Source organism: Pseudomonas sp. P179 (assembly GCF_000478485.2).
GTDB lineage: Bacteria > Pseudomonadota > Gammaproteobacteria > Pseudomonadales > Pseudomonadaceae > Pseudomonas > Pseudomonas aeruginosa.
Map to the genome: position 1 here is coordinate 828,138 of NZ_KI517354.1, position 23,359 is coordinate 851,496.

Annotated in this window: 25 protein-coding genes and 1 tRNA gene; 14 read left to right on the forward strand and 12 right to left on the reverse strand. The window is 67.0% G+C overall.

The genetic code is table 11. The features are described 5' to 3' along the window. Positions 1 to 312: 312 nt before the first annotated feature. On the reverse strand, positions 313 to 2,016 hold the full coding sequence (locus HMPREF1224_RS16490) for a DEAD/DEAH box helicase (RefSeq protein ID WP_003119873.1): 1,704 nt from the start codon (positions 2,014 to 2,016) through the stop codon (positions 313 to 315). Between the two features lie 309 nt (positions 2,017 to 2,325). On the opposite strand from HMPREF1224_RS16490, the gene HMPREF1224_RS16495 reads away from it, so the two are divergent. After that, positions 2,326 to 3,117: a crotonase/enoyl-CoA hydratase family protein gene (locus tag HMPREF1224_RS16495; RefSeq protein WP_010793169.1), complete on the forward strand. Its 792-nt coding sequence runs from the start codon at positions 2,326 to 2,328 to the stop codon at positions 3,115 to 3,117. Between the two features lie 25 nt (positions 3,118 to 3,142). Here the strand turns inward: HMPREF1224_RS16495 and HMPREF1224_RS16500 are convergent, their stop codons facing one another. Further along, positions 3,143 to 3,892 (reverse strand): spermidine synthase, encoded by a 750-nt coding sequence (locus HMPREF1224_RS16500; protein WP_012613926.1) that lies wholly within the window; start codon positions 3,890 to 3,892, stop codon positions 3,143 to 3,145. Positions 3,893 to 4,066: 174 nt separating this feature from the next. On the opposite strand from HMPREF1224_RS16500, the gene HMPREF1224_RS16505 reads away from it, so the two are divergent. Next, positions 4,067 to 5,413, forward strand: coding sequence for a class II 3-deoxy-7-phosphoheptulonate synthase (locus HMPREF1224_RS16505; protein ID WP_003104160.1), 1,347 nt, complete (start codon positions 4,067 to 4,069; stop codon positions 5,411 to 5,413). Positions 5,414 to 5,453: 40 nt separating this feature from the next. Here the strand turns inward: HMPREF1224_RS16505 and HMPREF1224_RS16510 are convergent, their stop codons facing one another. Both HMPREF1224_RS16510 and HMPREF1224_RS16515 read right to left on the reverse strand, forming a co-directional pair. Beyond that, positions 5,454 to 6,662 carry a winged helix-turn-helix domain-containing protein gene (locus HMPREF1224_RS16510; RefSeq protein ID WP_010793170.1) on the reverse strand — a complete coding sequence of 403 codons (1,209 nt, stop codon included), beginning with the start codon at positions 6,660 to 6,662 and terminating at the stop codon, positions 5,454 to 5,456. An 82-nt stretch (positions 6,663 to 6,744) separates the two neighbouring features. After that, the gene (locus tag HMPREF1224_RS16515; RefSeq protein ID WP_003104163.1) at positions 6,745 to 6,978 is read right to left on the reverse strand and encodes a DUF1127 domain-containing protein; all 234 of its coding nucleotides are present in this window, start codon (positions 6,976 to 6,978) and stop codon (positions 6,745 to 6,747) included. A 96-nt stretch (positions 6,979 to 7,074) separates the two neighbouring features. Between HMPREF1224_RS16515 and HMPREF1224_RS16520 the strand changes: the two genes are divergently transcribed. Further along, on the forward strand, positions 7,075 to 7,929 hold the full coding sequence (locus HMPREF1224_RS16520; protein WP_003114756.1) for a LysR substrate-binding domain-containing protein: 855 nt from the start codon (positions 7,075 to 7,077) through the stop codon (positions 7,927 to 7,929). Position 7,930: 1 nt separating this feature from the next. Here HMPREF1224_RS16520 and HMPREF1224_RS16525 read toward each other — a convergent pair whose 3' ends face one another. Then, positions 7,931 to 8,680, reverse strand: coding sequence for a sulfite exporter TauE/SafE family protein (locus HMPREF1224_RS16525; protein ID WP_003114755.1), 750 nt, complete (start codon positions 8,678 to 8,680; stop codon positions 7,931 to 7,933). 100 nt (positions 8,681 to 8,780) lie between these two features. Between HMPREF1224_RS16525 and HMPREF1224_RS16530 the strand changes: the two genes are divergently transcribed. The 3 genes from HMPREF1224_RS16530 (at position 8,781) to ohrR (HMPREF1224_RS16540) (ending at position 10,851) form a co-directional block, all read left to right on the forward strand. Beyond that, positions 8,781 to 9,737 carry a LysR family transcriptional regulator gene (locus HMPREF1224_RS16530; protein WP_003104167.1) on the forward strand — a complete coding sequence of 319 codons (957 nt, stop codon included), beginning with the start codon at positions 8,781 to 8,783 and terminating at the stop codon, positions 9,735 to 9,737. Between the two features lie 85 nt (positions 9,738 to 9,822). Next, positions 9,823 to 10,278 (forward strand): hydroperoxide stress response transcriptional regulator OhrR, encoded by a 456-nt coding sequence (gene ohrR / locus HMPREF1224_RS16535; protein WP_003090940.1) that lies wholly within the window; start codon positions 9,823 to 9,825, stop codon positions 10,276 to 10,278. Between the two features lie 144 nt (positions 10,279 to 10,422). Then, the gene (gene ohrR, locus HMPREF1224_RS16540; RefSeq protein ID WP_003104171.1) at positions 10,423 to 10,851 is read left to right on the forward strand and encodes an organic hydroperoxide resistance protein OhrR; all 429 of its coding nucleotides are present in this window, start codon (positions 10,423 to 10,425) and stop codon (positions 10,849 to 10,851) included. Positions 10,852 to 10,938: 87 nt separating this feature from the next. Here the strand turns inward: ohrR (HMPREF1224_RS16540) and efp are convergent, their stop codons facing one another. Together efp and earP are read right to left on the reverse strand one after the other, a co-directional pair. Further along, on the reverse strand, positions 10,939 to 11,505 hold the full coding sequence (gene efp, locus HMPREF1224_RS16545) for an elongation factor P (protein WP_003090942.1): 567 nt from the start codon (positions 11,503 to 11,505) through the stop codon (positions 10,939 to 10,941). Between the two features lie 42 nt (positions 11,506 to 11,547). After that, positions 11,548 to 12,678: an elongation factor P maturation arginine rhamnosyltransferase EarP gene (earP, locus tag HMPREF1224_RS16550; protein WP_003114754.1), complete on the reverse strand. Its 1,131-nt coding sequence runs from the start codon at positions 12,676 to 12,678 to the stop codon at positions 11,548 to 11,550. Between the two features lie 155 nt (positions 12,679 to 12,833). On the opposite strand from earP, the gene HMPREF1224_RS16555 reads away from it, so the two are divergent. Together HMPREF1224_RS16555 and oprI are read left to right on the forward strand one after the other, a co-directional pair. Next, positions 12,834 to 12,923, forward strand: a tRNA-Ser gene (locus tag HMPREF1224_RS16555). Positions 12,924 to 13,339: 416 nt separating this feature from the next. Then, a complete protein-coding gene (gene oprI, locus HMPREF1224_RS0111985; RefSeq protein ID WP_003090944.1) occupies positions 13,340 to 13,591 on the forward strand; it encodes an outer membrane lipoprotei OprI in 252 nt (83 codons plus the stop codon). A gap of 123 nt (positions 13,592 to 13,714) precedes the next feature. On the opposite strand, the gene HMPREF1224_RS16560 is transcribed toward oprI, so the two are convergent. The 3 genes from HMPREF1224_RS16560 to tesA all read right to left on the reverse strand — a co-directional run bounded on the left by HMPREF1224_RS16560 (position 13,715) and on the right by tesA (position 15,703). Further along, positions 13,715 to 14,686 (reverse strand): L,D-transpeptidase family protein, encoded by a 972-nt coding sequence (locus HMPREF1224_RS16560; protein WP_003090946.1) that lies wholly within the window; start codon positions 14,684 to 14,686, stop codon positions 13,715 to 13,717. 77 nt (positions 14,687 to 14,763) lie between these two features. Beyond that, a complete protein-coding gene (locus tag HMPREF1224_RS16565; RefSeq protein ID WP_003090947.1) occupies positions 14,764 to 15,042 on the reverse strand; it encodes a hypothetical protein in 279 nt (92 codons plus the stop codon). Between the two features lie 55 nt (positions 15,043 to 15,097). Beyond that, positions 15,098 to 15,703 carry an esterase TesA gene (gene tesA, locus HMPREF1224_RS16570; protein ID WP_003114753.1) on the reverse strand — a complete coding sequence of 202 codons (606 nt, stop codon included), beginning with the start codon at positions 15,701 to 15,703 and terminating at the stop codon, positions 15,098 to 15,100. A 10-nt stretch (positions 15,704 to 15,713) separates the two neighbouring features. Here tesA and HMPREF1224_RS16575 point away from each other — a divergent pair, with 10 nt between their 5' ends. From HMPREF1224_RS16575 to greB, 3 genes are read left to right on the forward strand one after another with little or no spacing between them, the layout of a single operon-like run. After that, entirely contained in the window at positions 15,714 to 16,397 is a 684-nt protein-coding gene (locus HMPREF1224_RS16575) for an ABC transporter ATP-binding protein (protein WP_003119866.1), read from the forward strand. Between the two features lie 8 nt (positions 16,398 to 16,405). Next, positions 16,406 to 18,898, forward strand: a complete 2,493-nt coding sequence (locus tag HMPREF1224_RS16580; RefSeq protein ID WP_077144866.1) for an ABC transporter permease — start codon at positions 16,406 to 16,408, stop codon at positions 18,896 to 18,898. Positions 18,899 to 18,949: 51 nt separating this feature from the next. Beyond that, on the forward strand, positions 18,950 to 19,456 hold the full coding sequence (greB, locus tag HMPREF1224_RS16585; RefSeq protein WP_003090951.1) for a transcription elongation factor GreB: 507 nt from the start codon (positions 18,950 to 18,952) through the stop codon (positions 19,454 to 19,456). Positions 19,457 to 19,468: 12 nt separating this feature from the next. Here the strand turns inward: greB and HMPREF1224_RS16590 are convergent, their stop codons facing one another. After that, the gene (locus HMPREF1224_RS16590; RefSeq protein WP_010793172.1) at positions 19,469 to 19,786 is read right to left on the reverse strand and encodes a hypothetical protein; all 318 of its coding nucleotides are present in this window, start codon (positions 19,784 to 19,786) and stop codon (positions 19,469 to 19,471) included. A 176-nt stretch (positions 19,787 to 19,962) separates the two neighbouring features. Here HMPREF1224_RS16590 and thpR point away from each other — a divergent pair, with 176 nt between their 5' ends. The 3 genes from thpR (at position 19,963) to HMPREF1224_RS16605 (ending at position 22,714) form a co-directional block, all read left to right on the forward strand. After that, positions 19,963 to 20,511, forward strand: coding sequence for an RNA 2',3'-cyclic phosphodiesterase (gene thpR, locus HMPREF1224_RS16595; RefSeq protein ID WP_003119863.1), 549 nt, complete (start codon positions 19,963 to 19,965; stop codon positions 20,509 to 20,511). A 195-nt stretch (positions 20,512 to 20,706) separates the two neighbouring features. Continuing rightward, entirely contained in the window at positions 20,707 to 21,642 is a 936-nt protein-coding gene (lipA, locus tag HMPREF1224_RS16600; RefSeq protein ID WP_003143713.1) for a triacylglycerol lipase, read from the forward strand. 49 nt (positions 21,643 to 21,691) lie between these two features. Next, a complete protein-coding gene (locus tag HMPREF1224_RS16605; protein WP_003117631.1) occupies positions 21,692 to 22,714 on the forward strand; it encodes a lipase secretion chaperone in 1,023 nt (340 codons plus the stop codon). 167 nt (positions 22,715 to 22,881) lie between these two features. On the opposite strand, the gene HMPREF1224_RS16610 is transcribed toward HMPREF1224_RS16605, so the two are convergent. After that, positions 22,882 to 23,316 carry a DoxX family protein gene (locus HMPREF1224_RS16610; RefSeq protein WP_003090958.1) on the reverse strand — a complete coding sequence of 145 codons (435 nt, stop codon included), beginning with the start codon at positions 23,314 to 23,316 and terminating at the stop codon, positions 22,882 to 22,884. Between the last annotated feature and the right edge of the window lie 43 nt (positions 23,317 to 23,359).

The following is a 23,359-nucleotide window of genomic DNA, read 5'->3' on the forward strand; positions in this document are numbered from 1 at the left end:
GACTCGGCTGGCAGCCAGGAAATCGCGAGCGACATAGTCCTGTAGCGCGAATAACGCCATAGGCGTTATCCGCGATGTCATGGATAGGCGGCGGATCAGGGCCTCGGTATGTGCAGGTCTGACATGCACGACGTGGTGCCTGCCCTGGCGGCTGGGCGAGTCCTTTGTTTCCTTCAGGACGCTTGCCAAAGGGACTCGCCCGGGGTGACGAAACGAGAAGCCGGGGCAGGCGCGAAAAACAGTCTGGCCAGCAAACATCAAGCCCATGAAAAAGCCCCGCCGAAGCGGGGCTTTTGTTCATCGCGCTGGACCTCAGTCCTCGCGATAACGGCGCAGGCGCAGGGCCTTGCCGGCGACGCGGGTGTCCTTGAGCTTGGTCAGCAGGCGCTCGAGATTGGCCTCGGGCAGCTCGATCAGGCTGAAGGTATCGCGAATCTGGATGCGACCGATGTCCTCGCGGGACAGGCCGCCCTCGTTGAGGATCGCGCCCAGCAGGTTCTTCGCCGCAACCCCGTCGCGCGCGCCGAGGGCAGTGCGGCAGCGGGCACGGCCTTCGCTCGGCGGCGCCATCGGACGACGCTCGCCGCTGCGCTCCGGACGCTCGCCGCGTTCGCCACGGTCGGCACGCTCGCGCGGTGCCGATGGGGTCAGCGGCTGTTCGCGGCGCACCGACTCCAGGTCCAGCGCCTTGCCGGCGGTCAGGCGTGCCAGCAATGCGGCGGCCAGGGTCTCGGCATCGCAGCCGAGGCGACGGCACAGCTCGTCGCGCACCGCGCCGCGCTGCTCGACGGCGCTGTCGAGCAAGGGCGTCAGGCTCGCGGCCAGGCGCGCCAGGCGGGCCTCCAGCACGGTCTCGGCATCCGGCAGGCGGACTTCGCCGACCTTCTGCCCGGTGACCCGCTCGATCACCTGCAGCATGCGCCGCTCGCGCGGAGTCACCAGCAACAGCGCGCGCCCTTCCCGGCCGGCACGGCCGGTACGGCCGATGCGGTGCACGTAGGACTCGGGGTCGTAGGGCATGTCGATGTTCAGCACGTGGGTGATGCGCGGTACGTCCAGGCCCCGGGCGGCAACGTCGGTGGCGATGACGATGTCCAGCGAACCGTCCTTCAGCGACTCGATGACCCGCTCGCGCTGGGCCTGCGGCATGTCGCCGTTGAGCGCGGCGGCGCGGTAGCCCTGGCGCTCGAGCAATTCGGCGTAGTCGAGGGTGGCCTGCTTGGTGCGGACGAAGGCGATCAGCGCGTCGAACTGCTCGACTTCCAGCAGACGCTGGATCGAACCGGCCTTCTGGTCGGCATGGACCATCAGGTGGACCTGCTCGATGCGCGCCACGGTCTGGGTCTTGGCGGCGATCTTGACGTGCTTGGGCTGCTTCAGGTGGCGCTCGGCGATGCCACGGATGGACGCCGGCAGGGTCGCCGAGAAGAGCACGGTCTGGCGCGATTCGGGAAGCGCCTCGAAGATCACTTCCAGGTCGTCCATGAAGCCGAGCTTGAGCATCTCGTCGGCTTCGTCGAGCACCAGGCGCTGGACGGTGGCCAGCAGCTTCTCGTCGCGGCGCAGGTGGTCGCACAGGCGGCCGGGGGTAGCGACGAGGATCTGTGCGCCCTGGCGCAGGGCCTTCAGCTGCGGCCCCATGGGCGCGCCGCCGTAGACGGCGACCACGCCGACGCCCGGCAATTGCTTGGAATAGGTTTCGCAGGCGGTGGCGACCTGCAGGGCCAGCTCGCGGGTCGGCACCAGCACCAGCATCTGCGGCTCGCGGCGGCTCGGGTCGATGCGCGACAGCAGCGGCAGGGCGAACGCGGCGGTCTTGCCGGTACCGGTCTGCGCCTGGCCGATCATGTCGTGGCCTTCGAGGATCAGCGGAATCGATTGAGCCTGGATAGGCGAAGGCTCTTCGTAGCCTACGGCGACGATTGCCGCGAGCACATTGGGGTGAATACCGAGCGCGGCGAAGCCGACGGTTTCCTGAGTCATGGGTTTGCCTCGTATACATCCGCAAAGACCCATGACCCATGGCTGCTCATGCCCTGTACGGCCGAAACGGCCACCCAGGCAGCTGGGGCGGGGATTTGCGAGATTGCTTTTGAATTAGAAGATTACGTAAAGGAAATCCGCAGAGCGGATACACAGCCAGAGCACAGCGCTCCGAAAAATGCAGGTCCTGAACGGGGTCAGTTTTGACCGGCGCGCATCATACCGGAATTTTGACGTTTGTGTGCGTTTTTTCCGACATGCGTCATCGGAGAGACTGACAATGGACATCCCGATTCCAGACGTCTATACCGACGTTGCCCGCCCCCGCCAGGAAACCGCCGCATGAACGACACCCTCCCAGGACGCATCAGCCGCGAACGGCGCGGCCACCTGCTGCTGCTCGGCCTCGACCGAGTGGCCAAGCGCAACGCCTTCGACCTGCCGATGCTCGACGACCTGGTCGCCGCGCTCGGCGAATACGAGGCCGACGACCAGTTGCGCTGTGCCCTGCTCTTCGCCCACGGCGAGCATTTCACCGCCGGGCTGGACCTGACCAATGTCGGCGAGACCTTCCGCCAGGGCTGGAAACTCCCCGAAGGCGCCGTCGATCCCTGGGGCACCTTCGGCGGCCGGCGTCCAAGCAAGCCGCTGGTGGTGGCCGTGCAAGGCTACTGCTACACCATCGGCATCGAACTGATGCTGGCGGCCGACATCAACCTCTGCGCCAGCAACGCGCGCTTCGCCCAACTCGAAGTGCAGCGCGGAATCCTCCCGTTCGGTGGCGCGACACTGCGCATGCACCAGGTCGCCGGCTGGGGCAACGCCATGCGCTGGCTGCTCACCGGCGACGAATTCGACGCCCACGAAGCCTATCGTCTCGGCCTGGTGCAGGAAGTCACCGCCCCGGAGGACCTCCTCGACCACGCCATCGCCCTCGCCGAACGGGTCGCGGCCCAGGCGCCGCTGGGCGTGCGCGCCACCCTCGGCTCGGCGCGCCAGGCCCTGCTGGAAGGCGAAGCGGTCGCCGCCGCTGCGTTGCCGGAAGCCGCCAGGCGCCTGCTCGACAGCGAGGACGCCAAGGAAGGCCTGCGCGCTCTCCAGGAACGCCGCCCGGGACGCTTCGAAGGACGCTAGCCGGGCCCTTGTCCGCGCGCCCTGGCTACTGGGCCGGGCGCAGGCTGTCGATATAGCCCTGCAACGAATAGCCGAGTTGCGGCTCCAGCGCCGCGGCACGCGTCCGCAGGGCTTCCTGGTTGAGTTCGAGGGCCAGGTTCGCCGGCACCAGCATCACCACGTTGCCCTCGGCCACCGGACACTCCCAGTAATGATGGTGATAGCGCCCGCGCAGCAGCGGCGCGCCCAGCGGCTTGCCATCGGTGCCGCTCCACTGGTTGATCACCAGCCAGCCATCCTCGGCGAGGCGCTCCTGGCAGGCACCGAGGAAATTCCAGGCCAGGTGCGCGGCCGACGGGCCGGTATCGGTATAGAGGTCGAGGAAGATCAGGTCGGCCTCCGCGCATTCGCCCAGGCTCTCCAGTGCGTCGCCGATGCGCAATCGCAGGCGCGGGTCGTCGCGCAGCCCCAGATGCTCGCGGGCCAGGCGCGGAATCGCCGGGCGCAGCTCGATGGCCTCGGCCTCCTCCAGCGGCAGGTGGCGCAGGCAGGCCTGGGTCAGGCTGCCGGCACCGAAACCGAGGAACAACGCGCGACGCGGTTGCGAATGGCAGAGCCCGCCGAGCAGCATGGCGCGGGTGTAGTCGTATTCCAGCCAGGCTGGATCGGGCATGAACACGCAGCTCTGCTCGACACCGTCGCCGAACTCGAGGAAGCGATAGTCGCCGGACTCGATGACCCGGATGACCCCGTATTCGTCGCGCTCCTCGACCAGCAGACGTTCTTCGCTCACCACTCACCTCCCCCGCCGCTTCGCCGGCTATCGCCAGGCGCTCCGGCAAAAGCACCACAGCATAGCAAAGCCGGCCCGACGATGGATTTCCGCTATTGCAACGATCGCTGGCGGCGCTGCGGCGAGCTGCTCTACCATGCCGCAATCCGCTTTCCCGAGCATTGCCAAGAGTCGTAGATGAGCCAGTCCTGGAGCCCCGAGAGCTGGAGGGCCAAGCCGATCCAGCAACAACCCGAGTACCCCGATGCCGCGCACCTGGCCAGGGTCGAGCAGACCCTCGCCGGATACCCGCCGCTGGTCTTCGCCGGCGAGGCTCGCGAGCTGCGCCGGCAGTTCGCCGAAGTCACCGCCGGACGCGCCTTCTTGCTCCAGGGCGGGGATTGCGCGGAAAGCTTCGCCGAATTTTCCGCGGCGAAGATCCGCGATACCTTCAAGGTACTGTTGCAGATGGCGGTGGTAATGACCTTCGCCGCCGGCTGCCCGGTAGTGAAGGTCGGGCGCATGGCCGGCCAGTTCGCCAAGCCGCGCTCCTCCGGCGACGAAACGCAGAACGGCGTGACCCTGCCCGCCTATCGCGGCGACATCGTCAACGGCATCGGCTTCGACGAGAAGAGCCGCGTGCCGGACCCGGAGCGCCTGTTGCAGGCCTACCACCAGTCCACCGCCAGCCTCAACCTGTTGCGCGCCTTCGCCCAGGGCGGCTTCGCCGACCTGCACCAGGTGCACCGCTGGAACCTCGATTTCATCGCCAACTCGGCGCTGGCCGAGCGCTACCAGCAACTCGCCGACCGCATCGACGAGACCCTCGCCTTCATGCGCGCCTGCGGCCTGGACAGCGCGCCGCAGCTCCGCGAAACCAGCTTCTTCACCGCCCACGAAGCGCTCCTGCTGAACTACGAGGAAGCCCTGACCCGCCGCGACAGCCTGACCGGCGAGTGGTACGACTGCTCGGCGCACATGCTCTGGATCGGCGACCGCACCCGCCAGATCGACGGCGCTCATGTCGAGATGCTGCGCGGCGTGGGCAATCCGATCGGGGTCAAGGTCGGGCCGAGCATGGACAGCGAGGAGCTGATCCGCCTGATCGATATTCTCAACCCGGACAACGATCCGGGCCGCCTCAACCTGATCGTGCGGATGGGTGCCGACAAGGTCGGCGACCACCTGCCGCGCCTGATCCAGGCCATCCAGCGCGAGGGCCGCCAGGTGCTGTGGAGTTCCGATCCGATGCACGGCAATACCATCAAGGCCTCCAGCGGCTACAAGACCCGCGACTTCGCCCGCGTGCTCGCCGAAGTCCGCCAGTTCTTCGAGGTGCACCAGGCCGAAGGCAGCTACGCCGGCGGCATCCACATCGAGATGACCGGGCAGAACGTCACCGAGTGCATCGGCGGTTCGCGACCGATCACCGAAGACGGCCTCAGCGACCGCTACCACACCCACTGCGACCCGCGACTGAACGCCGACCAGTCGCTGGAGCTGGCCTTCCTGATCGCCGAAACCCTGAAGCAGGTGCGCCGCTGAGCGCGCCGCGGCCGCTCCCGCCGCCCGGCGGGAGCGCTCGCTAGAGCAGCACCCCGCGCAAGCGTGCCGCCAACTCCCCGCGCCCCTCGATCGCCACCGTCGCCAGGCCCAGCCAGGCGGCCATGCTGCGCAGTTGCTCGGCCAGCTCGTGCAGGGCGGCATCGTCCATGCCGTTCGCCTCGGCATGCAACGCATGCACCGCCAGGCGCTCGCGCGCCCGCTCGGCGCGGAGGTCGACGCGGCCGACCAGACGGCCGTTGTACAGGAATGGCAGCACGTAGTAGCCGTACACGCGTTTTTCCTTCGGCGTGTAGATCTCCAGGCGATAGCGGAAATCGAACAGGCGCTCGGCCCGCGCCCGCTCCCAGACCAACGAGTCGAAGGGCGAGAGCAAGGCACTGGCGCCTAGCCGCCGCGGCACCTGCGGTTCGCCGGGGCAGTAGGCCGGCTGGCTCCAGCCCTCGACCCGGACCGGCAGCAGCTCGCCAGCCTCCACCAGTTCGGCGAGGCGCGCGCGGCTCTGCGCCGGGCTCAGCCGATAGTAGTCGCGCAGGTCCTTTTCGGTGGCCACGCCCAGGGCGCTCGCCGCCATCCGCAACAGCTCGCGCTGGGCCTGTGCCTCCGAAAGCTCGGGACGCGCCAGCAATTCCGCGGGAAACACTCGCTCCGGCAGGTCATAGAGCCGCTCGAAGCCGCGCCGCCCGGCCACCGTCAGCTCGCCGGCGGCGAACAGCCATTCCAGCGCATGCTTTTCCGCGCTCCAGTCCCACCAGGGACCGGCCCGCTCCTGCCGCGTGCTCAGGCTGCCGGCACCCAGCGCGCCTTGCTCGCGCACCGCCTGCAACACCTGGCGGATCAGTGGCTGCTGTTCCCGGCCGAAACGTGCCAGTTGCTGGTAGATGCCCTGGCCGTCGGCGGCCTGGCGCATCCGCCAGCGCATCAACGGGTAGTGTTCCAGCGGCAGCAGCGAGGCCTCGTGCCCCCAGTATTCGAACAACTGGCGGTGACGGCCGACACTCCAGGCCGCCTCGTCGAGCAGCGTCATGGAGTAGGGACCGAGACGGGAAAACAGCGGCAGGTAGTGCGAGCGCACCAGCGCATTCACCGAATCGATCTGCAACAGGCCAAGGCGCGCGAGCATTTCGCGCAGATGCCGCCGCTGCACGCTGCGGCGCGTCCTCCGACCGTCGAAGCCCTGCGCGGCCAGGGCCAGGCGGCGGGCTTCGGCGAGGGAAAGCGAAAGACTCATGGAGCGCCCCAGTCGATGAAGGAGACTGCGAGTCTATCGCGCCTCCGCCGCCGTGCCAGCCTGGCGCGCCGCTGCGGTTCGCTCAATGCCGACGCAGCGGGTCGTCCCAGAAATGCCGCTCGCCCTCCTGGAAGATATCCGCCCGACTCAGGCCGAGGTCCTTCAGCGCTTCGTCGCTCATCCTCAGCAGTTCCCGGCGCTCGCGGGCCAACTGCAACCAGCGCCGCCAGCGACGCCACAACGACGGCGCAGCGGTCGAGGCGGGATGGGATGCAGCGTGGAAGTGACTGCCGAAATAATCCTGTTGACCTTTCATCGTCTTGCCCTCCGTTCGGGATAGGCACAGTGTCCCGCCAGGCATAGGATCAATCCAACGAATCATTCTTATGCAATGCATCTTGGAGATTGATGAATGAGCTACCAGCCCGGCATCGATACGGAATTGCTCCGCACCTTCGTCGCCATCGCCGAGCACGGTGGTTTCACCCGCGCCGCGGAGGCGCTGAATCGCACCCAGTCGGCGGTCAGCATGCAGATGAAGCGGCTCGAGGAGGACGTCCTGCAGCGCTCGCTGTTCGAGCGCGACGGAAGGCAGACCCGCCTCACCGCCGAAGGCCAGGTGCTGCTCGGCTATGCCCGGCGGATCCTCAAGCTGCACGGCGAGGTGTTCAACACCCTGCGCCGCCCGCACATGGTCGGTTCGGTGCGCATCGGCACCCCGGACGACTACGTGATGCGCTTCCTCCCGGCGATCCTGTCGCGCTTCGCCGAAGCCTATCCGCTGGTGCAGGTCGAGGTGCATTGCGACACCTCGCTCAACCTGCTGGCGCGCAACGACCTCGACCTGTCCATCGTTACCCGCGAGCCGGGCACCGAGATCGGCCAGTTGCTGCGCCAGGAGCCCTTCGTCTGGATGGCCGCCGAGGGCTTCTGCCCCCACGACCAGCGGCCGATCCCGCTGGCCATGTTCAACACCACCTGCTTTTGCCGGGCCTGGGCCTGCAACGCCCTGGAGGCGGCGGAACTGGACTACCGCATCGCCTACAGCAGCCCCAGCCTGTCGGCGCTGTTCGCGGTGGTCAGCGCCGGCCTCGCCGTGACCGTGCAACTGCGCAGCCTGCTCACCGGCAACCTGCGCATCCTCGACGAGAGCGAGGGCCTGCCCGCCCTGCCCTCGGCCAGCATCATGCTGATGCGCAACCCGCACAGCCAGTCACCGGTCACCGAGAAACTCGCCGAATACATCGGCGAGGGCTTCCGTCTCTGACTCAACCGCGCACCAGCAGGAGCACCGCGCACAATGCGAGGAAGGCGCAGAAGGCCATGCGCAGGCTGCGCTCGGGCAAGGCGTGGGCCAGCCTCACGCCCCAGGAAATGCTCAGCAGGCCGCCCAGCGCCAGGGGGATCCCCATCCGCCAGTCGACATGGCCGTGCATGGCGTAGGTCCCCAGCGCCACCGCCGTGCTCGGCGCGGCCAGGGCCAGCGCGAGGCCCTGGGCGACGACCTGGGCGAGGCCGAACACCGAAGTCAGCACCGGTGTCGCCAGCACCCCGCCACCGACCCCGAAAAGCCCGCCGAGCGAGCCCGCGCCAAGGCCCAGCACGCCCATCCAGGGCAAACCGTAGCGCGGCGTCGCGCCGCCCTGCGGCGGGCGCCGGAACAGGCGCCAGAACATGTAGCCGGCCAGCGCCAGGAGGAAGATCACGAACGCTTCGCGCATCCGCGCCGCATCGATCCGCGCGGCCACGCTGGACGCCAGGAACGCGCAAAGCAGGCCGGTCAGGGCAAGGACTCCGGCCTGGCGCGGATCGATGCGGTTGCGCTGGTGGTAGCGCCACAACGCCAGCACCACGTTCGGTACCACCATCACCAGCGCGGTACCCTGCGCCAGTTGCTGGTCGAGACCGAAGATCACCCCTAGCGCCGGGATCGCCAGCAAGCCGCCGCCTATCCCGAACAGACCGCCCAGGCAACCGAGCACCATCCCCAGCAGGAAATCGAGAAATACATCCAGCATGTCAGCCCCTCTTTCGACGCCTCCATGCTAGGCAAGCGTGGCTGGATGGGAAACGCACAAGAAAGCACAATGGCTATGCCAATTACGCAAAGGCATGAGCATGTTGCCCGATACCCTCAGCGAACAGTTCGTTCTCTACCTCGATGTCCTCGATGGCGGCAGCTTCTCCGCCGCTGCGCGCAAGCACCCGCTCACCCCGTCCGCCGTGGCGCGCCGGATGGACGCCCTGGAACGCGCCGTCGGCAGCACTCTGCTGGTGCGCACCACCCATGCGGTGCGCGCTACTCCGGCCGGCCTGGCCTTCGCCGACCGCGCCCGGCGGATCGTCACCGAACTGCGCCTGGCCCGTGCCGAAGCGGTGTCCCTGAGCACCGCGCCGCAGGGCCTGATCCGTATCGATGCGCCGGTGCCCTTCGGCCGCCGCCACCTGGCCCCGGCGGTCGCCGACTTCCTCAAGGCCAACCCCGGCCTCGACGTGCAATTGCGCCTGATCGGCAGCTTCATCGACCTGCAGGGCGAACATCTCGGCGAGGTCGACCTGGTGTTGCGCGCCGGCCCGCTACCCGACAGCCGCCTGGTGGCCACCTCGCTAGCGCCGATGGTGCGGGTGGTCTGCGCCAGCCCGGAATACCTGCGCGAACACGGCGTTCCCGCATCCCCAGGCGAACTGCCGGAGCATGCCGGCATCGATTGGGACAACCTGTCGCCACCCTATGCCTGGCGCTTCCAGCACGACGGCAAGCTCCAGCACCTGCGGCCGAAACGGGCGCGGCTGGCCACCAATAACGCCGAAGCGATGGTCGACGCGGCGCTGGCCGGCCTCGGCATCGCCCACCTGCCGACCTGGTTGTGCAGCGAGTACCTGCTGCGCGGCGAACTGCAGGCGCTGTTCTGCGACGACGGCTTGCCCGCCGCCGAGCCCACCTGCATCTATGCCCTGCGCCTGGAACGCGAAGCCAGTTCGCGAACCCGTCTGCTGCTGGCTTTCCTCCGCGAGCGCTTCGGCTTTCCGCCGCCCTGGGACCAGGCCCTGCAGCAGCGTCTCGGCGAGCGCTGAGGACACCACCCGGCGGGAAACCTGGAAAGCCAATAGCCACTACGCTAAATTCATGCACAGTGCCCTACTTACTTGGAAGACAGCCATGTCCCGACTGCCCACCACCCCTTGCGAGCAGCTCAAGCTGGACAACCAGCTGTGCTTCGCCCTGTATTCCACCTCGCTGCAGATGACCAAGGTCTACAAGCCCCTGCTGCAAGCGCTCGGCCTCACCTATCCGCAGTACATCGCCATGCTGGTGCTGTGGGAACGCGACGGCCTGACCGTGGGCGAAATCAGCGCACGCATGCTTACCGACCCGGGATCGCTCACGCCTCTGCTCAAGCGCCTGGAGGGCGAAGGTCTGATTACCCGCACTCGCAGCAGCGAAGACGAGCGGGTAGTCCTGCTGCGCCTGACCGACAAGGGCCGCGCCCTGCAGCGACAGGCCGAGAGCATTCCCGCCTGCATCCTGGAGAGTACCGGCCTCGACTTGCCACAACTGGTCGCCCTAAAGGATGAGCTGCTGGCCCTGCGCGGTAACCTGCAAGCACCGGATTGAGGGGCTTATACCTACCTGTCTGGTTTTTATCGCCAAATCTTCCAACGATTTGTCTTGCGCACAAAATAACATGACGATAAATTTTACTTCACGCACTTACTTAGCGCGCAAGAACTTAACGTACAAATCAGACAGGTGACTCTCATGCAAACCATCAAGGCTCTCTACACCGCAACCGCAACCGCCACCGGAGGCCGTGACGGCCGTGCGGTATCCTCGGACGGCGTGCTCGACGTGAAACTCAGCACTCCGCGCGAACTGGGCGGCCAGGGCGGCGCGGCCACCAACCCGGAACAACTGTTCGCCGCCGGCTACTCCGCCTGCTTCATCGGAGCCCTGAAGTTCGTTGCCGGCCAGCGCAAGCAGACCCTTCCCGCCGACGCCTCGATAACCGGCAAGGTCGGCATCGGCCAGATTCCCGGCGGCTTCGGCCTGGAGGTCGAACTGCACATCAACCTGCCGGGCCTGGAGCGCGAAGCCGCCGAAGCGCTGGTAGCCGCCGCCCACCAGGTCTGCCCCTACTCCAACGCTACCCGCGGCAATATCGACGTACGCCTGAACGTGTCGGTCTGAAGCTTCCGACTCTCCGCGCCGCGGCGGCGGACAGCGGAAACGAAAAAGCCCGGCGAATGCCGGGCTTTTTCTCGTCGCGCGAAAGGGTCAGGCCTTGACGCGGGACTTGTACTCGCCGGTGCGGGTATCGATCTCGATCGAGTCGCCGATTTCGCAGAACGCGGAAACCTGCAACTCGGCGCCGTTGTTCAGGCGCGCGGTCTTCATCACCTTGCCCGAGGTGTCGCCGCGGACGGCCGGCTCGGTGTAGGCGATCTGGCGAACGATGGTGGTCGGCAGCTCTACCGAGATCACCTTGTCGTTGTAGAACACGGCTTCGCAGATGTCGGTCATGCCGTCTTCGATGAAGGTCAGCACGCCTTCCAGATCGTCTTTCTCGATCTCGTACTGGTTGAACTCGCTGTCCATGAAGACGTACAGCGGGTCGGCGAAGTAGGAGTAGGTCACTTCCTTGCGATCGAGGATGATCGGCTCCAGCTTGTCGTCGGCCTTGAACACGGTCTCGGTACCGGCGCCGGTCAGCAGGTTCTTCAGCTTCATCTTGACGACGGCAGCGTTACGGCCGGACTTGTTGAACTCGGCCTTCTGGATGACCCAGGGAGCGCCATTGATGTTGGCAACCTGGCCGGCGCGGAACTCTTGAGCGGTTTTCATACGAATATCCGATGGATGAAAGACAAAAAATCAGGCCGCGTATCATAGCCAATCTGCGTAAAATTGCACCAGCCTTGCCGCAAGATCCGGACGCATGCCCTGTTCGTCGGCCCAGCGCTGCGCTTCCCGACGCCACTCGGGCAGTTGCCTCTCCAGCCCCTCCCAGGCCCCGGCAAGTCCACCGCCGGCGTTCCACGCCAGCCAGAAGGTGCGCAGGTTTTCCGCCAGGTCGGCGGGCAGGCCGGCGCAATAGAGTTCGAGGAATGCCTCGAGCTTCGCCAGGTGCGTCTCCTCTTCCTGTCTATAGATGTGCCAGAGCAGCGGCCGTCCCGCCCACTGCGCGCGAACGAAGGAATCCTCGCCGCGCACCGCGTTCAGGTCGCAGCACCACAACAGGCGATCGTAGTCGTCCTGCGCCATGAACGGCAGCACCTGGACCCGCAACGCGTCGCGCACGTGGACGTCCCCGACGGCCAGGGTAGCCACCCGCAGCCAATCGGCGACATCCGCCAGCACCCGCCCTTCCGGCACCAGCAGCAGGCTCGGCTGGCGGGCGTCGCGCAGTTGTTCCAGCCAGCCAGGCAGCGCCGGGTTTTCGTAGGCAAACAGCGAAATCAGTCGCTCGCCAACCTTCCGCCGCACGCCGAGGGAGGCGAGAAACTCATCCTGCGCCGAGACGGAGGCCTGGAAACGGCGCCGACGTTCCAGCAGGCCGGCCTCGCGCAACAGGCCGCCACTGGGCTCGCGGAACCCGGGAAAGAAGAAGTACTTGGAAAGCCCGCACGCCTGCAGCGACGGCAATGCGTGGCAACTGCCGATCCATTCCTCGGCACTCAGGTACTCCAGGTTCAGCCACAGGGACGGCCGCTTGCGCTCGCGCATGGCCTGCCGGTGCGCCTCCGGCAGTTCGCAGGCGAAGGCCTCTATCACCACATCGGCGGCCGCCACCGGTGCCCACGGTCGGCCCCAGGCACGCACTTCGACCCCATCCAGGCACTGCACGTGCGCCACCGGGTCCGCCCGCGGACAGATCCGGGCGAAGGCCTGCGGCTCGTCCACCCACAGGCGCACGGCCTGACCGTGCTCGGCGGCCAGTTGGCGAGCCAGGCGCCAGGTGACGCCGATGTCGCCATAGTTGTCGACCACGCTACAGAAAATGTCCCAGCTCGCCATCCGCCTCTCCTCTTCGTGCCCGGCAGTCTACCAAGGCACCCCGCGGACTTTCCTCCGACGACCTAAGCCGATGAAAAAGTTAAAAAAATATTTGCCAAGCGGGAAATGTTCGAGTAAATTGCGCGCCTCGACAGACACGGCGCTGTCGAGAACCTGGTGAGGTGTCCGAGTGGTTGAAGGAGCACGCCTGGAAAGTGTGTATACGGGAAACCGTATCGAGGGTTCGAATCCCTCCCTCACCGCCAGATCGCAAGAAGGCCCGGCTAATCAAGTTAGCCGGGCCTTTTTCATTTCCGCACCAATACTTACGGCATTTCCGGCAACATGCTGGCAACTTAGTTGTTACTTGCCACTCTCCGCCAAGTCGATAAGCGCCAGCCACTCCGGCGGAACATTCTCGACAACCCGGCAGCCCTCATCCCCCGCCTCTTGCAGCAACTCTACCCAAGGTCCGGGAAATTGCTTACTTGCGCCGCACGCTGGATATTTTTTGAACAAACGACACTCCAACTACTGCTAAAGTCGGGGGGACTAAAAAAAAAGTTGCTCGGCTTGCGCTTGGTCAGTTTACTTACTACAAGTAATGGGTAGTATGTAGCCGGCTAATTTCCCCGGCTGGGGAGATTGCTGTTATGGAAATGTCCACCTTAAGGGGAACACGATGAACAACGTTCTGAAATTCTCTGCTCTGGCTCTGGCTGCTGTTCTGGCCACCGGTTGCAGCAGCCACTCCAAAGAAACCGAAGCTCGTCTGACCGCTACCGAAGACGCAGCTGCTCGTGCTCAGGCTCGCGCTGACGAAGCCTATCGCAAGGCTGACGAAGCTCTGGGCGCTGCTCAGAAAGCTCAGCAGACTGCTGACGAGGCTAACGAGCGTGCCCTGCGCATGCTGGAAAAAGCCAGCCGCAAGTAATAGGTCTCACGACCTGTTGAAAACCGGTCCCTCGGGGCCGGTTTTTTTATGCCTGCGTTTCGCCGGGCATGAAAAAACCCGCGTCCCTTGCGGGTACGCGGGCCTCTGCCTCGACGCTCTCCGTCAGGGCGTAAGCTGGGTAGGATCGCTATCCACCGTCGCGGTCATCGCCGGCGCCGATTCCTGGGCGATTTCCACCGGCACGCCATCCTCCGAGGCCACCACTTCGCGGACCACGTCCCAGTTCAACTGGATACGCTTGGCCAGGTCGTCGCGCTTGAGCAGGGTGTTGATCACCGCGGTGTGCTTGTCCACCACCGACGGGTCGCCATGGTCGTTCAGCGGCGTATGCGCCTCCAGGTAGACCTTGCCGTTGCTCACGCCGAACTTGTAGGGCTCGTTGATGATACGCACGCTGGTGCCGACGCTGATCATCGAGAACAGGTGGGTCACGTCGGCGTTGTACATGCGGAAGCAGCCATGGCTGGTGCGGGTGCCGATGCCGAACTTCTTGTTCGAACCATGGATCAGGTAGCCCGGCACGCCCAGGGTCAGCTTGTACGGCCCCAGCGGATTGTCCGGGCCCGGCGGCACCACGGTCGGCAGCGGATCGCCATCGGCGGCGTGCTCGGCGCGGATCGAGGCCGGCGGATACCAGGCCGGGTCCTTGGTCTTGGCGGTGATGCGGGTGTTCGCGATCGGCGAACCCCAGCCCTCGCGGCCGATGCCCAGCGGATAGGTGTGCACCACGTTCTGCCCTTTCGGGTAGTAGTACAGGCGGTATTCGGCCAGGTTGATCACCACGCCTTCGCGCGGGCCAGGCGGCAGCACGAAGCGGGTAGGGATGATCACCTCGGTGCCGACGCCCGGCAGCCAGGGATCGACACCGGGGTTGGCGGCGACCATTTCGCTGTAGCCCAGGTTGTACTGCTCGCCGAGGTCGGCGAAAGTGTCCTCGTACTTGGCCTTGATCACCTGGACCTGGCCGACGACGTCCTCGCCCGGAGGCGGGAGCTGCAGTTCCAGGGCCGATGCGGAGCCGGCCGAAAGCAGCGCGGCGAAAGACAGTGAGACAACGGGTACGCGCGACAACATTCCGGAGAATCCTTGGCGAGTGCGATGAAGGAGTAGGAAAGACAGTGTAACACCCCGCCAGGTTTCACCGGGAGGGCTCAGACCAACCAGGACAGGCGCTCCCCGCGCTTTTCCGCCTCCAGTTGTTTCCGGCAATCGGGACACAGCAGCCGGTCGCGCAGACGCGCCCGTTCCAGCGGCTGCCAGCGCGGCTGGGCCGGCAGCAGCTTGCCGCAAAGCGTGCGGTCCGCCGGGGTATCCAGCTCCAGCTGACGCGCCACCACATGCACCCGGACCTCGCGACAGGCGAACAGGTCCAGCTGATCGTCGGGCTCGATCAGTTGATAGGCATAGAGGGTCCAGGCGGGACGCGGCATGGGGGGCTCCTGAGGGGTGCGCAACCTTAGCCGAAAGCGGTTTCCCGGGGAAGTCTCAAAGCAGCGGTTTCAGCGTCGGCCAGACATTTTCCAGGAGCCTCGGCTGGGCGGCGAGCGCCGGATGGATGCCATCCGCCTGCATCATCCCCTGGACCCCGCCGACCCCTTCGAGGAAAAACGGCACCAGGGCGGTCTTTTCCTGCGCCGCGACCGCGCCGTAGACCCTGGAAAAGGCCTCGATGTAGCGCGGGCCGTAGTTCGGTGGCAACTGGATACCCAGCAGCAGCACCTTCGCTCCTTCCGCCCGGGCCTTTTGCGCCATGCTGGCAAGATTCTGTTGCAATTGCGCCGGTGCCATTCCGCGCAGCCCGTCGTTGCCTCCCAGCTCGATCACCACCAGCGCCGGCTTCTCCTCGGCAAGCAGCGCCGGCAGGCGCGCCAGGCCGCCCGCGGAGGTGTCGCCGCTGATCGAGGCGTTCACCACCCGGTAGTCGTAACCTTCGTCGGCGAGGCGCTTCTGCAACAGGGCGACCCAGCCCTGGCTGGTATCCAGTCCCAAAGCGGCGCTGATACTATCGCCCACGACCAACAGCGTCTGCGCCGCGGCCTGCTGGGTCAGCAGGACCAGGGCCAGGCAGCCGCTCAACAGCAATGCACGCATCGGAACCTCCATGAGCGCCAGCATTCTCAACGCGCAGAACCTTAGCAAGGTTGTCGGTAGCGCGGAAGGCAAGTTGACCATCCTCCACGACCTCTCCCTCGACCTCGCCCGCGGCGACAGCCTGGCGATCGTCGGCAGCTCCGGCTCCGGCAAGTCGACCCTGCTCGGCCTGCTCGCCGGGCTCGACCAGCCCAGCGGCGGCGAGGTCCGTCTAGCCGGGCACGCCCTCGGCGACCTCGACGAGGACCAGCGGGCGCGCGTCCGCGCGGCCCATGTAGGCTTCGTGTTCCAGTCGTTCCAGTTGCTCGACAGCCTCGATGCGCTGGAGAACGTGATGCTGCCCCTGGAACTGGAAGGCCGCGCCGACGCTCGCCAGCGCGCCAGAGAACTGCTCGAGCGAGTCGGCCTCGGCCAACGCCTGGGCCACTATCCGCGCCAGCTCTCCGGCGGCGAGCAGCAGCGGGTCGCCATTGCCCGTGCCTTCGCGGCGCAGCCGGACGTGCTGTTCGCCGACGAACCCACCGGCAACCTCGACAGCGCCACCGGCGAGCGGATCAGCGATCTGCTCTTCGAACTCAACCGCGAACGCGGTACCACCCTGGTCCTGGTTACCCACGACGAGCGTCTGGCGCATCGCTGCCGGCGCCTGATCCGTCTGGAAAGCGGACGCCTGATCGACCGGGTCGAACCCTGATGAAGCCGGTGCCCCTCTCCCGCCTGCTGAGCCTCGCCGGTCGCCAATTGTTCCGCGAGTCGCGCAGCGGCGAGCTGCGCGTGCTGTTCTTCGCCCTGCTGATCGCGGTCGCCTCGAGCACCGCCATCGGCTATTTCAGCGCCCGCCTGAACGGCGCCATGCTCGCCCGCGCCGCCGAGTTCCTCGGCGCCGACCTGGTGCTCAACGGTACCCAGCCGGCAAGCGCCGAACAGATCGAACGCGGCACCCGTCTGGGCCTGCGCCACGCCGACAGCGTCGAGTTTTCCAGCGTGATCGCCACCGACCAGGGCATCCAGCTCAGCAGCATCAAGGCGGTCGGCGACCGCTACCCCCTGCGCGGGCAGCTCAAGAGCGCTGCCGCGCCGTTCGCCGCCGAGCAGGCCGGCGGTCGTCCGCAGGCGGGCGAGGTATGGGTCGAATCGCGCCTGCTGGTCAGCCTCGACCTGAAGGTCGGCGACAGCATCGAGATCGGCCGCAAGCCGCTGCGCATCGCGCGCATCCTCACCTACGAGCCGGACCGCGCCGGCGACTTCTACAGCCTGACGCCCCGCGCCATGATGAGCCTGGCCGACCTCGATGCCACCGGGGTGGTCCAGCCGGGCAGCCGGGTGCGCTACCGCGATCTGTGGGAAGGCCCGCCGGAAGCCCTCCAGGCCTATCGCCAGCAGGTCAAGGGCAGCCTCGCCGCCAACCAGCGCCTGCAGGATGCCCGCGACGGCAACCGCCAGGTGGGCGATGCCCTCGGCCGTGCCGAGCGTTACCTGAACCTGGCCAGCCTGGCCGCGGTGCTGCTCGCCGGCGTCGCCGTGGCGCTGTCCGCCGCCCGTTTCGCTGCACGGCGCTACGACGCCAGCGCGCTGCTGCGCTGCCTCGGTCTGTCGCGCAGCGAAACCCTGCTCCTCTACGCGCTGCAACTGTTGCTGCTGGGCCTGCTCGCCAGCGCCATCGGCGCCCTGCTCGGCTGGTTGGCACAGCTCGGCCTGTTCCGCCTGCTCGCCACGCTGCTGCCGCCGGACGTACCAGCCGGCGGCCTGTTCCCCGCCTTCGCCGGGATCGCCACCGGCCTGGTAGCGCTGGCCGGCTTCGCCCTGCCGCCGCTGGCAGCCCTGGGCCGGGTACCGCCGTTGCGGGTCCTGCGCAGCGACCTGCTGCCGGTGCCGATGCGCACCTGGATGGCCTACGCCTGCGCCCTGCTCGCCCTGGGCCTGATCATGTGGCGGTTGAGTCTCGACCTGAAGCTGACCCTCGCCCTGCTCGGCGGCGGCCTGGTCGCCACGCTGGTGCTCGGCGCCCTCCTGCTGCTCGGCCTGAACGGCCTGCGCCGGGCACTGGCGCGTGCCAGCCTGCCATGGCGGCTGGGACTCGGCCAGTTGTTGCGGCACCCGCTGGCCGCCGCCGGACAGAGCCTGGCCTTCGGCCTGATCCTGCTGGCCATGGCCCTGATCGCCCTGCTTCGCGGCGAACTGCTGGATACCTGGCAGGCCCAGTTGCCGCCGGACGCCCCCAACCATTTCGCCCTGAACATCCTGCCGACGGAAAAGGAAGCCTTCGAACGTCGCGTGCAAAAGCTCTCCCCCGGCGCCGAGCCGCTGTTCCCCATGGTTCCCGGGCGCCTGGTAGCGGTGAACGGCAAGCCGGTCCAGGCGCTCGACGAAGACGTGCGCAGCGAGCGTGCCCTGCAGCGCGACCTCGGCCTGACCTGGTCGGAGCGACTGCCCTCCGGCAACCAGCTCACCGCCGGACGCTGGTGGAGCGCGCCGCAGCCGGGGGCCCTGCCGGGCGTGTCGGTGGAAGAGAAGCTGGCCGCCAACCTGCGTATCCAGGTCGGCGACCGGCTCACCTTCAGCGTCGCCGGGCAGAATCGCGAGGTCCAGGTCCAGAGCCTGCGCAAGGTGAAGTGGGACAATTTCCAGCCGAACTTCTTCATGGTCTTCCAGCCCGGCACCCTGACCGACCTGCCGGTGACCTACCTGACCAGCTTCTACCTGCCGGCCAGCCAGGAACGCGACCTGATCGAACTGGCCCGCGCCTTCCCCACCGTCACCCTGCTGCCGGTAGACGCCCTGCTGAGCCAGCTGCGGAGCATCCTCGACCAGGTCACCCTGGCCGTGGAGTACGTGCTGGTGTTCGTTCTCGCGGCGGGCTTCGTGGTGCTCTTCGCCGGTCTCCAGGCGACCCTCGACGAGCGCGTGCGCCAGGGTGCCCTGCTGCGCGCGCTGGGTGCCGAGCGCGAGTTGCTGCAACGTACCCGGCGGGTCGAGTTCGCCCTGCTCGGCGCAGTCAGCGGCCTGCTCGCGGCGCTCGGCTGCGAGGCGGTCAGCCTGCTGCTCTACCGACTGGTCTTCGACCTGCCGTGGCAAGCGCATCCCTGGTTGCTCGCGCTGCCTCTGGTGGGCGCCGTGCTGGTAGGCGGCGCCGGCCTGCTGGGCACCCGTCGCGCCCTCAACAGCAGCCCGCTGCGGGTCCTGCGCGAGGGCTGATCGGATACACTGGCAGGCTTTCATCCGTTCATTTGTGGAACCACCCGAACCATGAGTCGCTATCGTCCACCGCGCACCGCCGGCACCCCGCTGATCACTCCGGAGGGCGCCGCGCGGTTACGCGCAGAGCTGCATGAACTCTGGCACGTGCGCCGTCCCCAGGTGACCCAGGCGGTCAGCGAAGCCGCCGCCCTCGGCGATCGCTCGGAAAACGCCGAATACATCTACGGCAAGAAGATGCTGCGCGAGATCGACAGCCGCGTGCGCTTCCTGCGCAAGCGCCTGGAGAACCTGAAAGTGGTCGGCGAGCGGCCGGCGGATCCGAACCGGGTGTACTTCGGCGCCTGGGTGACCCTGGAAGACGAAGACGGCGAGCAGGCCCGCTATCGCATCGTCGGCCCCGACGAACTGGACCTGCGCAACAACCAGATCAGCATCGACTCGCCGCTCGCCCGCGCACTGGTCGGCAAGGAGCTGGACGCCGAGGTGCTGGTGCGCACCCCGGCCGGGGAAAAGCTCTGGTTCGTCGTCGAGATCGAGTATCCGCCGGCGCCCTGAGAGGCCACGCGCTCAGCGCAGGATGCGGCGGGTGATCAGGCCCTGGCGGGCGACCCGGATCAGTTGCCGGACCACCAGGTCCAGGTCTTCCGCCTCGGGGGCCTGGACCACGGCGAAGTCGAACGCGTCGCTGGGGAAGCGCGCCAGGTCCTTGCCGTCCCGGGCGAACTGGATAAGGAAGGTACGCGAACCGTTCCAGCGCTTCGGCCAGCCTTCGAGGTAACGGACGAGGGTCGGCTGGTGCGGGCCGCTGAGGAGAATCCTCGGGTTCCGCCGGACCAGGCCGGTGGTGATGGGTGCCAGGCGCAATTGCGTGCTGGGACAGGTCATGACGTCATGTCTCCGCCTCTTCGGTCCCGCTGGACAGCGGTGAGAGGCAACACCGAGCCAGCGCTTTAGCGGTATTTCGGCTGCTGCCGGGCGCCCCGCAAGTTGCTGTTTAAATCGGCGCACGCGCATCCTAGAAAAGCCGCATGGAGACTGTCAAGAAACACGCGGAGGCGCCCATGCCCGATCGCTTTCTTCGCCTGTTCTTCGCCCTGCCCTGCCCACCTCCCCTCGCCGAGCGGATCGGCCGGTGGCGCGATGACCGGCCACTGCCCGGACGCCAGGTGGCGACGGCGAACCTGCACCTGACCCTGGCCTTCCTCGGGCAGGTCCCGTCCGCTCGGCTCGAGGCCCTGCTGGACATGGCCGCGGCCATCGAGGCCGCGCCCTTCGACCTGTATCTCGACCGCCTGCTGCGCTGGAGAAACGGCATCCTGCTGCTGGCCCCCAGCCAACCGCCCGGCGCCCTCCTGCGCCTGCGCCGCGCCCTGCGCTCCGGCCTTGCCGAACTGGAGCTGCCCGTGGAAACCCGCTCATTCAGCGCCCATCTGACCCTGGCTCGCGATGCCGCGCCGCTGGAGGACGCCCCGCCACCCCCAACCTTCGTATGGCAGGTCGACCATTTCAGCCTGTTTTGCTCGCAAAACGACGCCGCGGGCGTGCGCTACCGCACACTCGGTCGCTGGGCGTTGTGCGGGGAAGATTCAAACGAGCGTTTCGCGCCGTAACAACCCGCCTCTTCCGCTCTGCCACGCAGGTTATGACCGGCCGCCAGGAAGCCGCGGATTTCCTGGCCTGGAGGAAAAAAGCCGAAGCTGGCACGGTTCCTGCGCAAGGGACAGCGAAGCGGTTCTCCCGGAAGGATTCGGGCGATGGCTGGCAGGACGCGCCCCTCGGCCCCATCAACCTGAGATGAGAACAACATGAAGAAGAAGTCTCTGCTCCCCCTCGGCCTGGCCATCGGCCTCGCCTCTCTCGCTGCCAGCCCTCTGATCCAGGCCAGCACCTACACCCAGACCAAATACCCCATCGTGCTGGCCCACGGCATGCTCGGCTTCGACAACATCCTCGGGGTCGACTACTGGTTCGGCATTCCCAGCGCCTTGCGCCGTGACGGTGCCCAGGTCTACGTCACCGAAGTCAGCCAGTTGGACACCTCGGAAGTCCGCGGCGAGCAGTTGCTGCAACAGGTGGAGGAAATCGTCGCCCTCAGCGGCCAGCCCAAGGTCAACCTGATCGGCCACAGCCACGGCGGGCCGACCATCCGCTACGTCGCCGCCGTACGTCCCGACCTGATCGCTTCCGCCACCAGCGTCGGCGCCCCGCACAAGGGTTCGGACACCGCCGACTTCCTGCGCCAGATCCCACCGGGTTCGGCCGGCGAGGCAATCCTCTCCGGGCTGGTCAACAGCCTCGGCGCGCTAATCAGCTTCCTTTCCAGCGGCAGCACCGGTACGCAGAATTCACTGGGCTCGCTGGAGTCGCTGAACAGCGAGGGGGCCGCGCGCTTCAACGCCAAGTACCCGCAGGGCGTCCCCACCTCGGCCTGCGGCGAGGGCGCCTACAAGGTCAACGGCGTGAGCTATTACTCCTGGAGCGGTTCCTCGCCGCTGACCAACTTCCTCGATCCGAGCGACGCCTTCCTCGGCGCCTCGTCGCTGACCTTCAAGAACGGCACCGCCAACGACGGCCTGGTCGGCACCTGCAGTTCGCACCTGGGCATGGTGATCCGCGACAACTACCGGATGAACCACCTGGACGAGGTGAACCAGGTCTTCGGCCTCACCAGCCTGTTCGAGACCAGCCCGGTCAGCGTCTACCGCCAGCACGCCAACCGCCTGAAGAACGCCAGCCTGTAGGACCCCGGCCGGGGCCTCGGCCCCGGCCCTTTCCCGGAAGCCCCCTCGCGTGAAGAAAATCCTCCTGCTGATTCCACTGGCGTTCGCCGCCAGCCTGGCCTGGTTCGTCTGGCTGGAACCTTCCCCCGCCCCCGAGACGGCGCCCCCGGCCAGCCCGCAGGCGGGCGCAGACCGCGCCCCGCCAGCAGCCTCCGCGGGAGAAGCGGTGCCGGCCCCCCAGGTCATGCCGGCCAAGGTCGCGCCGCTGCCAACCTCCTTCAGGGGCACCAGCGTCGATGGCAGTTTCAGTGTCGACGCCAGCGGCAACCTGCTGATCACCCGCGACATCCGCAACCTGTTCGACTACTTCCTCAGCGCCGTCGGCGAAGAGCCCCTGCAGCAAAGCCTGGACCGCCTGCGCGCCTACATCGCCGCCGAACTCCAGGAGCCGGCGCGCGGCCAGGCATTGGCGCTGATGCAGCAATACATCGACTACAAGAAGGAACTGGTGCTGCTCGAACGCGACCTGCCGCGCCTGGCCGACCTCGACGCCCTGCGCCAGCGGGAAGCCGCGGTGAAAGCCCTGCGCGCGCGGATCTTCAGCAACGAAGCACACGTGGCGTTCTTCGCCGACGAGGAAACCTACAACCAGTTCACCCTGGAGCGCCTGGCGATCCGCCAGGACGGCAAGCTCAGCGCCGAGGAAAAGGCCGCCGCCATCGACCGCCTGCGCGCCAGCCTGCCGGAAGACCAGCAGGAAAGCGTGCTGCCGCAACTGCAAAGCGAACTGCAGCAGCAGACCGCCGCCCTCCAGGCCGCTGGCGCCGGCCCGGAAGCCATCCGCCAGATGCGTCAGCAACTGGTGGGCGCCGAAGCCACCACCCGCCTGGAGCAACTCGATCGGCAACGCTCGGCCTGGAAGGGCCGGCTGGACGACTATTTCGCCGAGAAGAGCCGGATCGAAGGCAATACCGGGCTGAGCGAAGCCGACCGCCGCGCGGCGGTCGAACGCCTGGCCGAGGAGCGCTTCAGCGAACAGGAACGCTTGCGCCTGGGCGCGCTGGAACAGATGCGCCAGGCCGAGCAGCGCTGACCGACACGGAAACGCCAAGAACGCGGCGAAGGGCGCTTCGGCGGATAAAGCTACCCTCAGGGGTGCAGCCCTGGCGTGGCCGGCGAGGCGGAAACCTTGTGCTGCGCGCCGCAACGAAAAAGGGCGGCCACCCAAAGGTGTCCGCCCTTTTTCGTCGCCAGCCCGGTTCAGCGGGACAGCTTGCCGTCCAGCGAGAACTTGCCGGCGCCATCGATCAGCAGCGCCACGCTGATCATCAGCAGGGTCAGGGCATATTCATAGCCGTTGTCGGTGATGAAGAAGCCATTGCCGATGTGCACGCTGAAGATCGCCACGATCATGGTGAAGCCCACCACCACCGACGCCGGACGCACCAGCAGGCCGATCACCAGCGCCAGGCCGCCGAAGAACTCGGCGCTGCCGGCCAGGGTCGCCAGCAGGTAGCCAGGGGTCAGGCCGATGGATTCGAACCACTGCGCCATGCCGTTCAGGCCGGCGCCGCCGAACATGCCGAAGAGCTTTTGCGAACCGTGGGACATCAGGGTAAGACCGGTGACGATACGCAGGATGGCCAGGCCGGCACCGGCGTTGGTCGACAGGATGGTCTTGATCAGTGGATTCATGGTGCGTCCTCAGGTGTGGGATAAGATGGGCACACTATAGGCA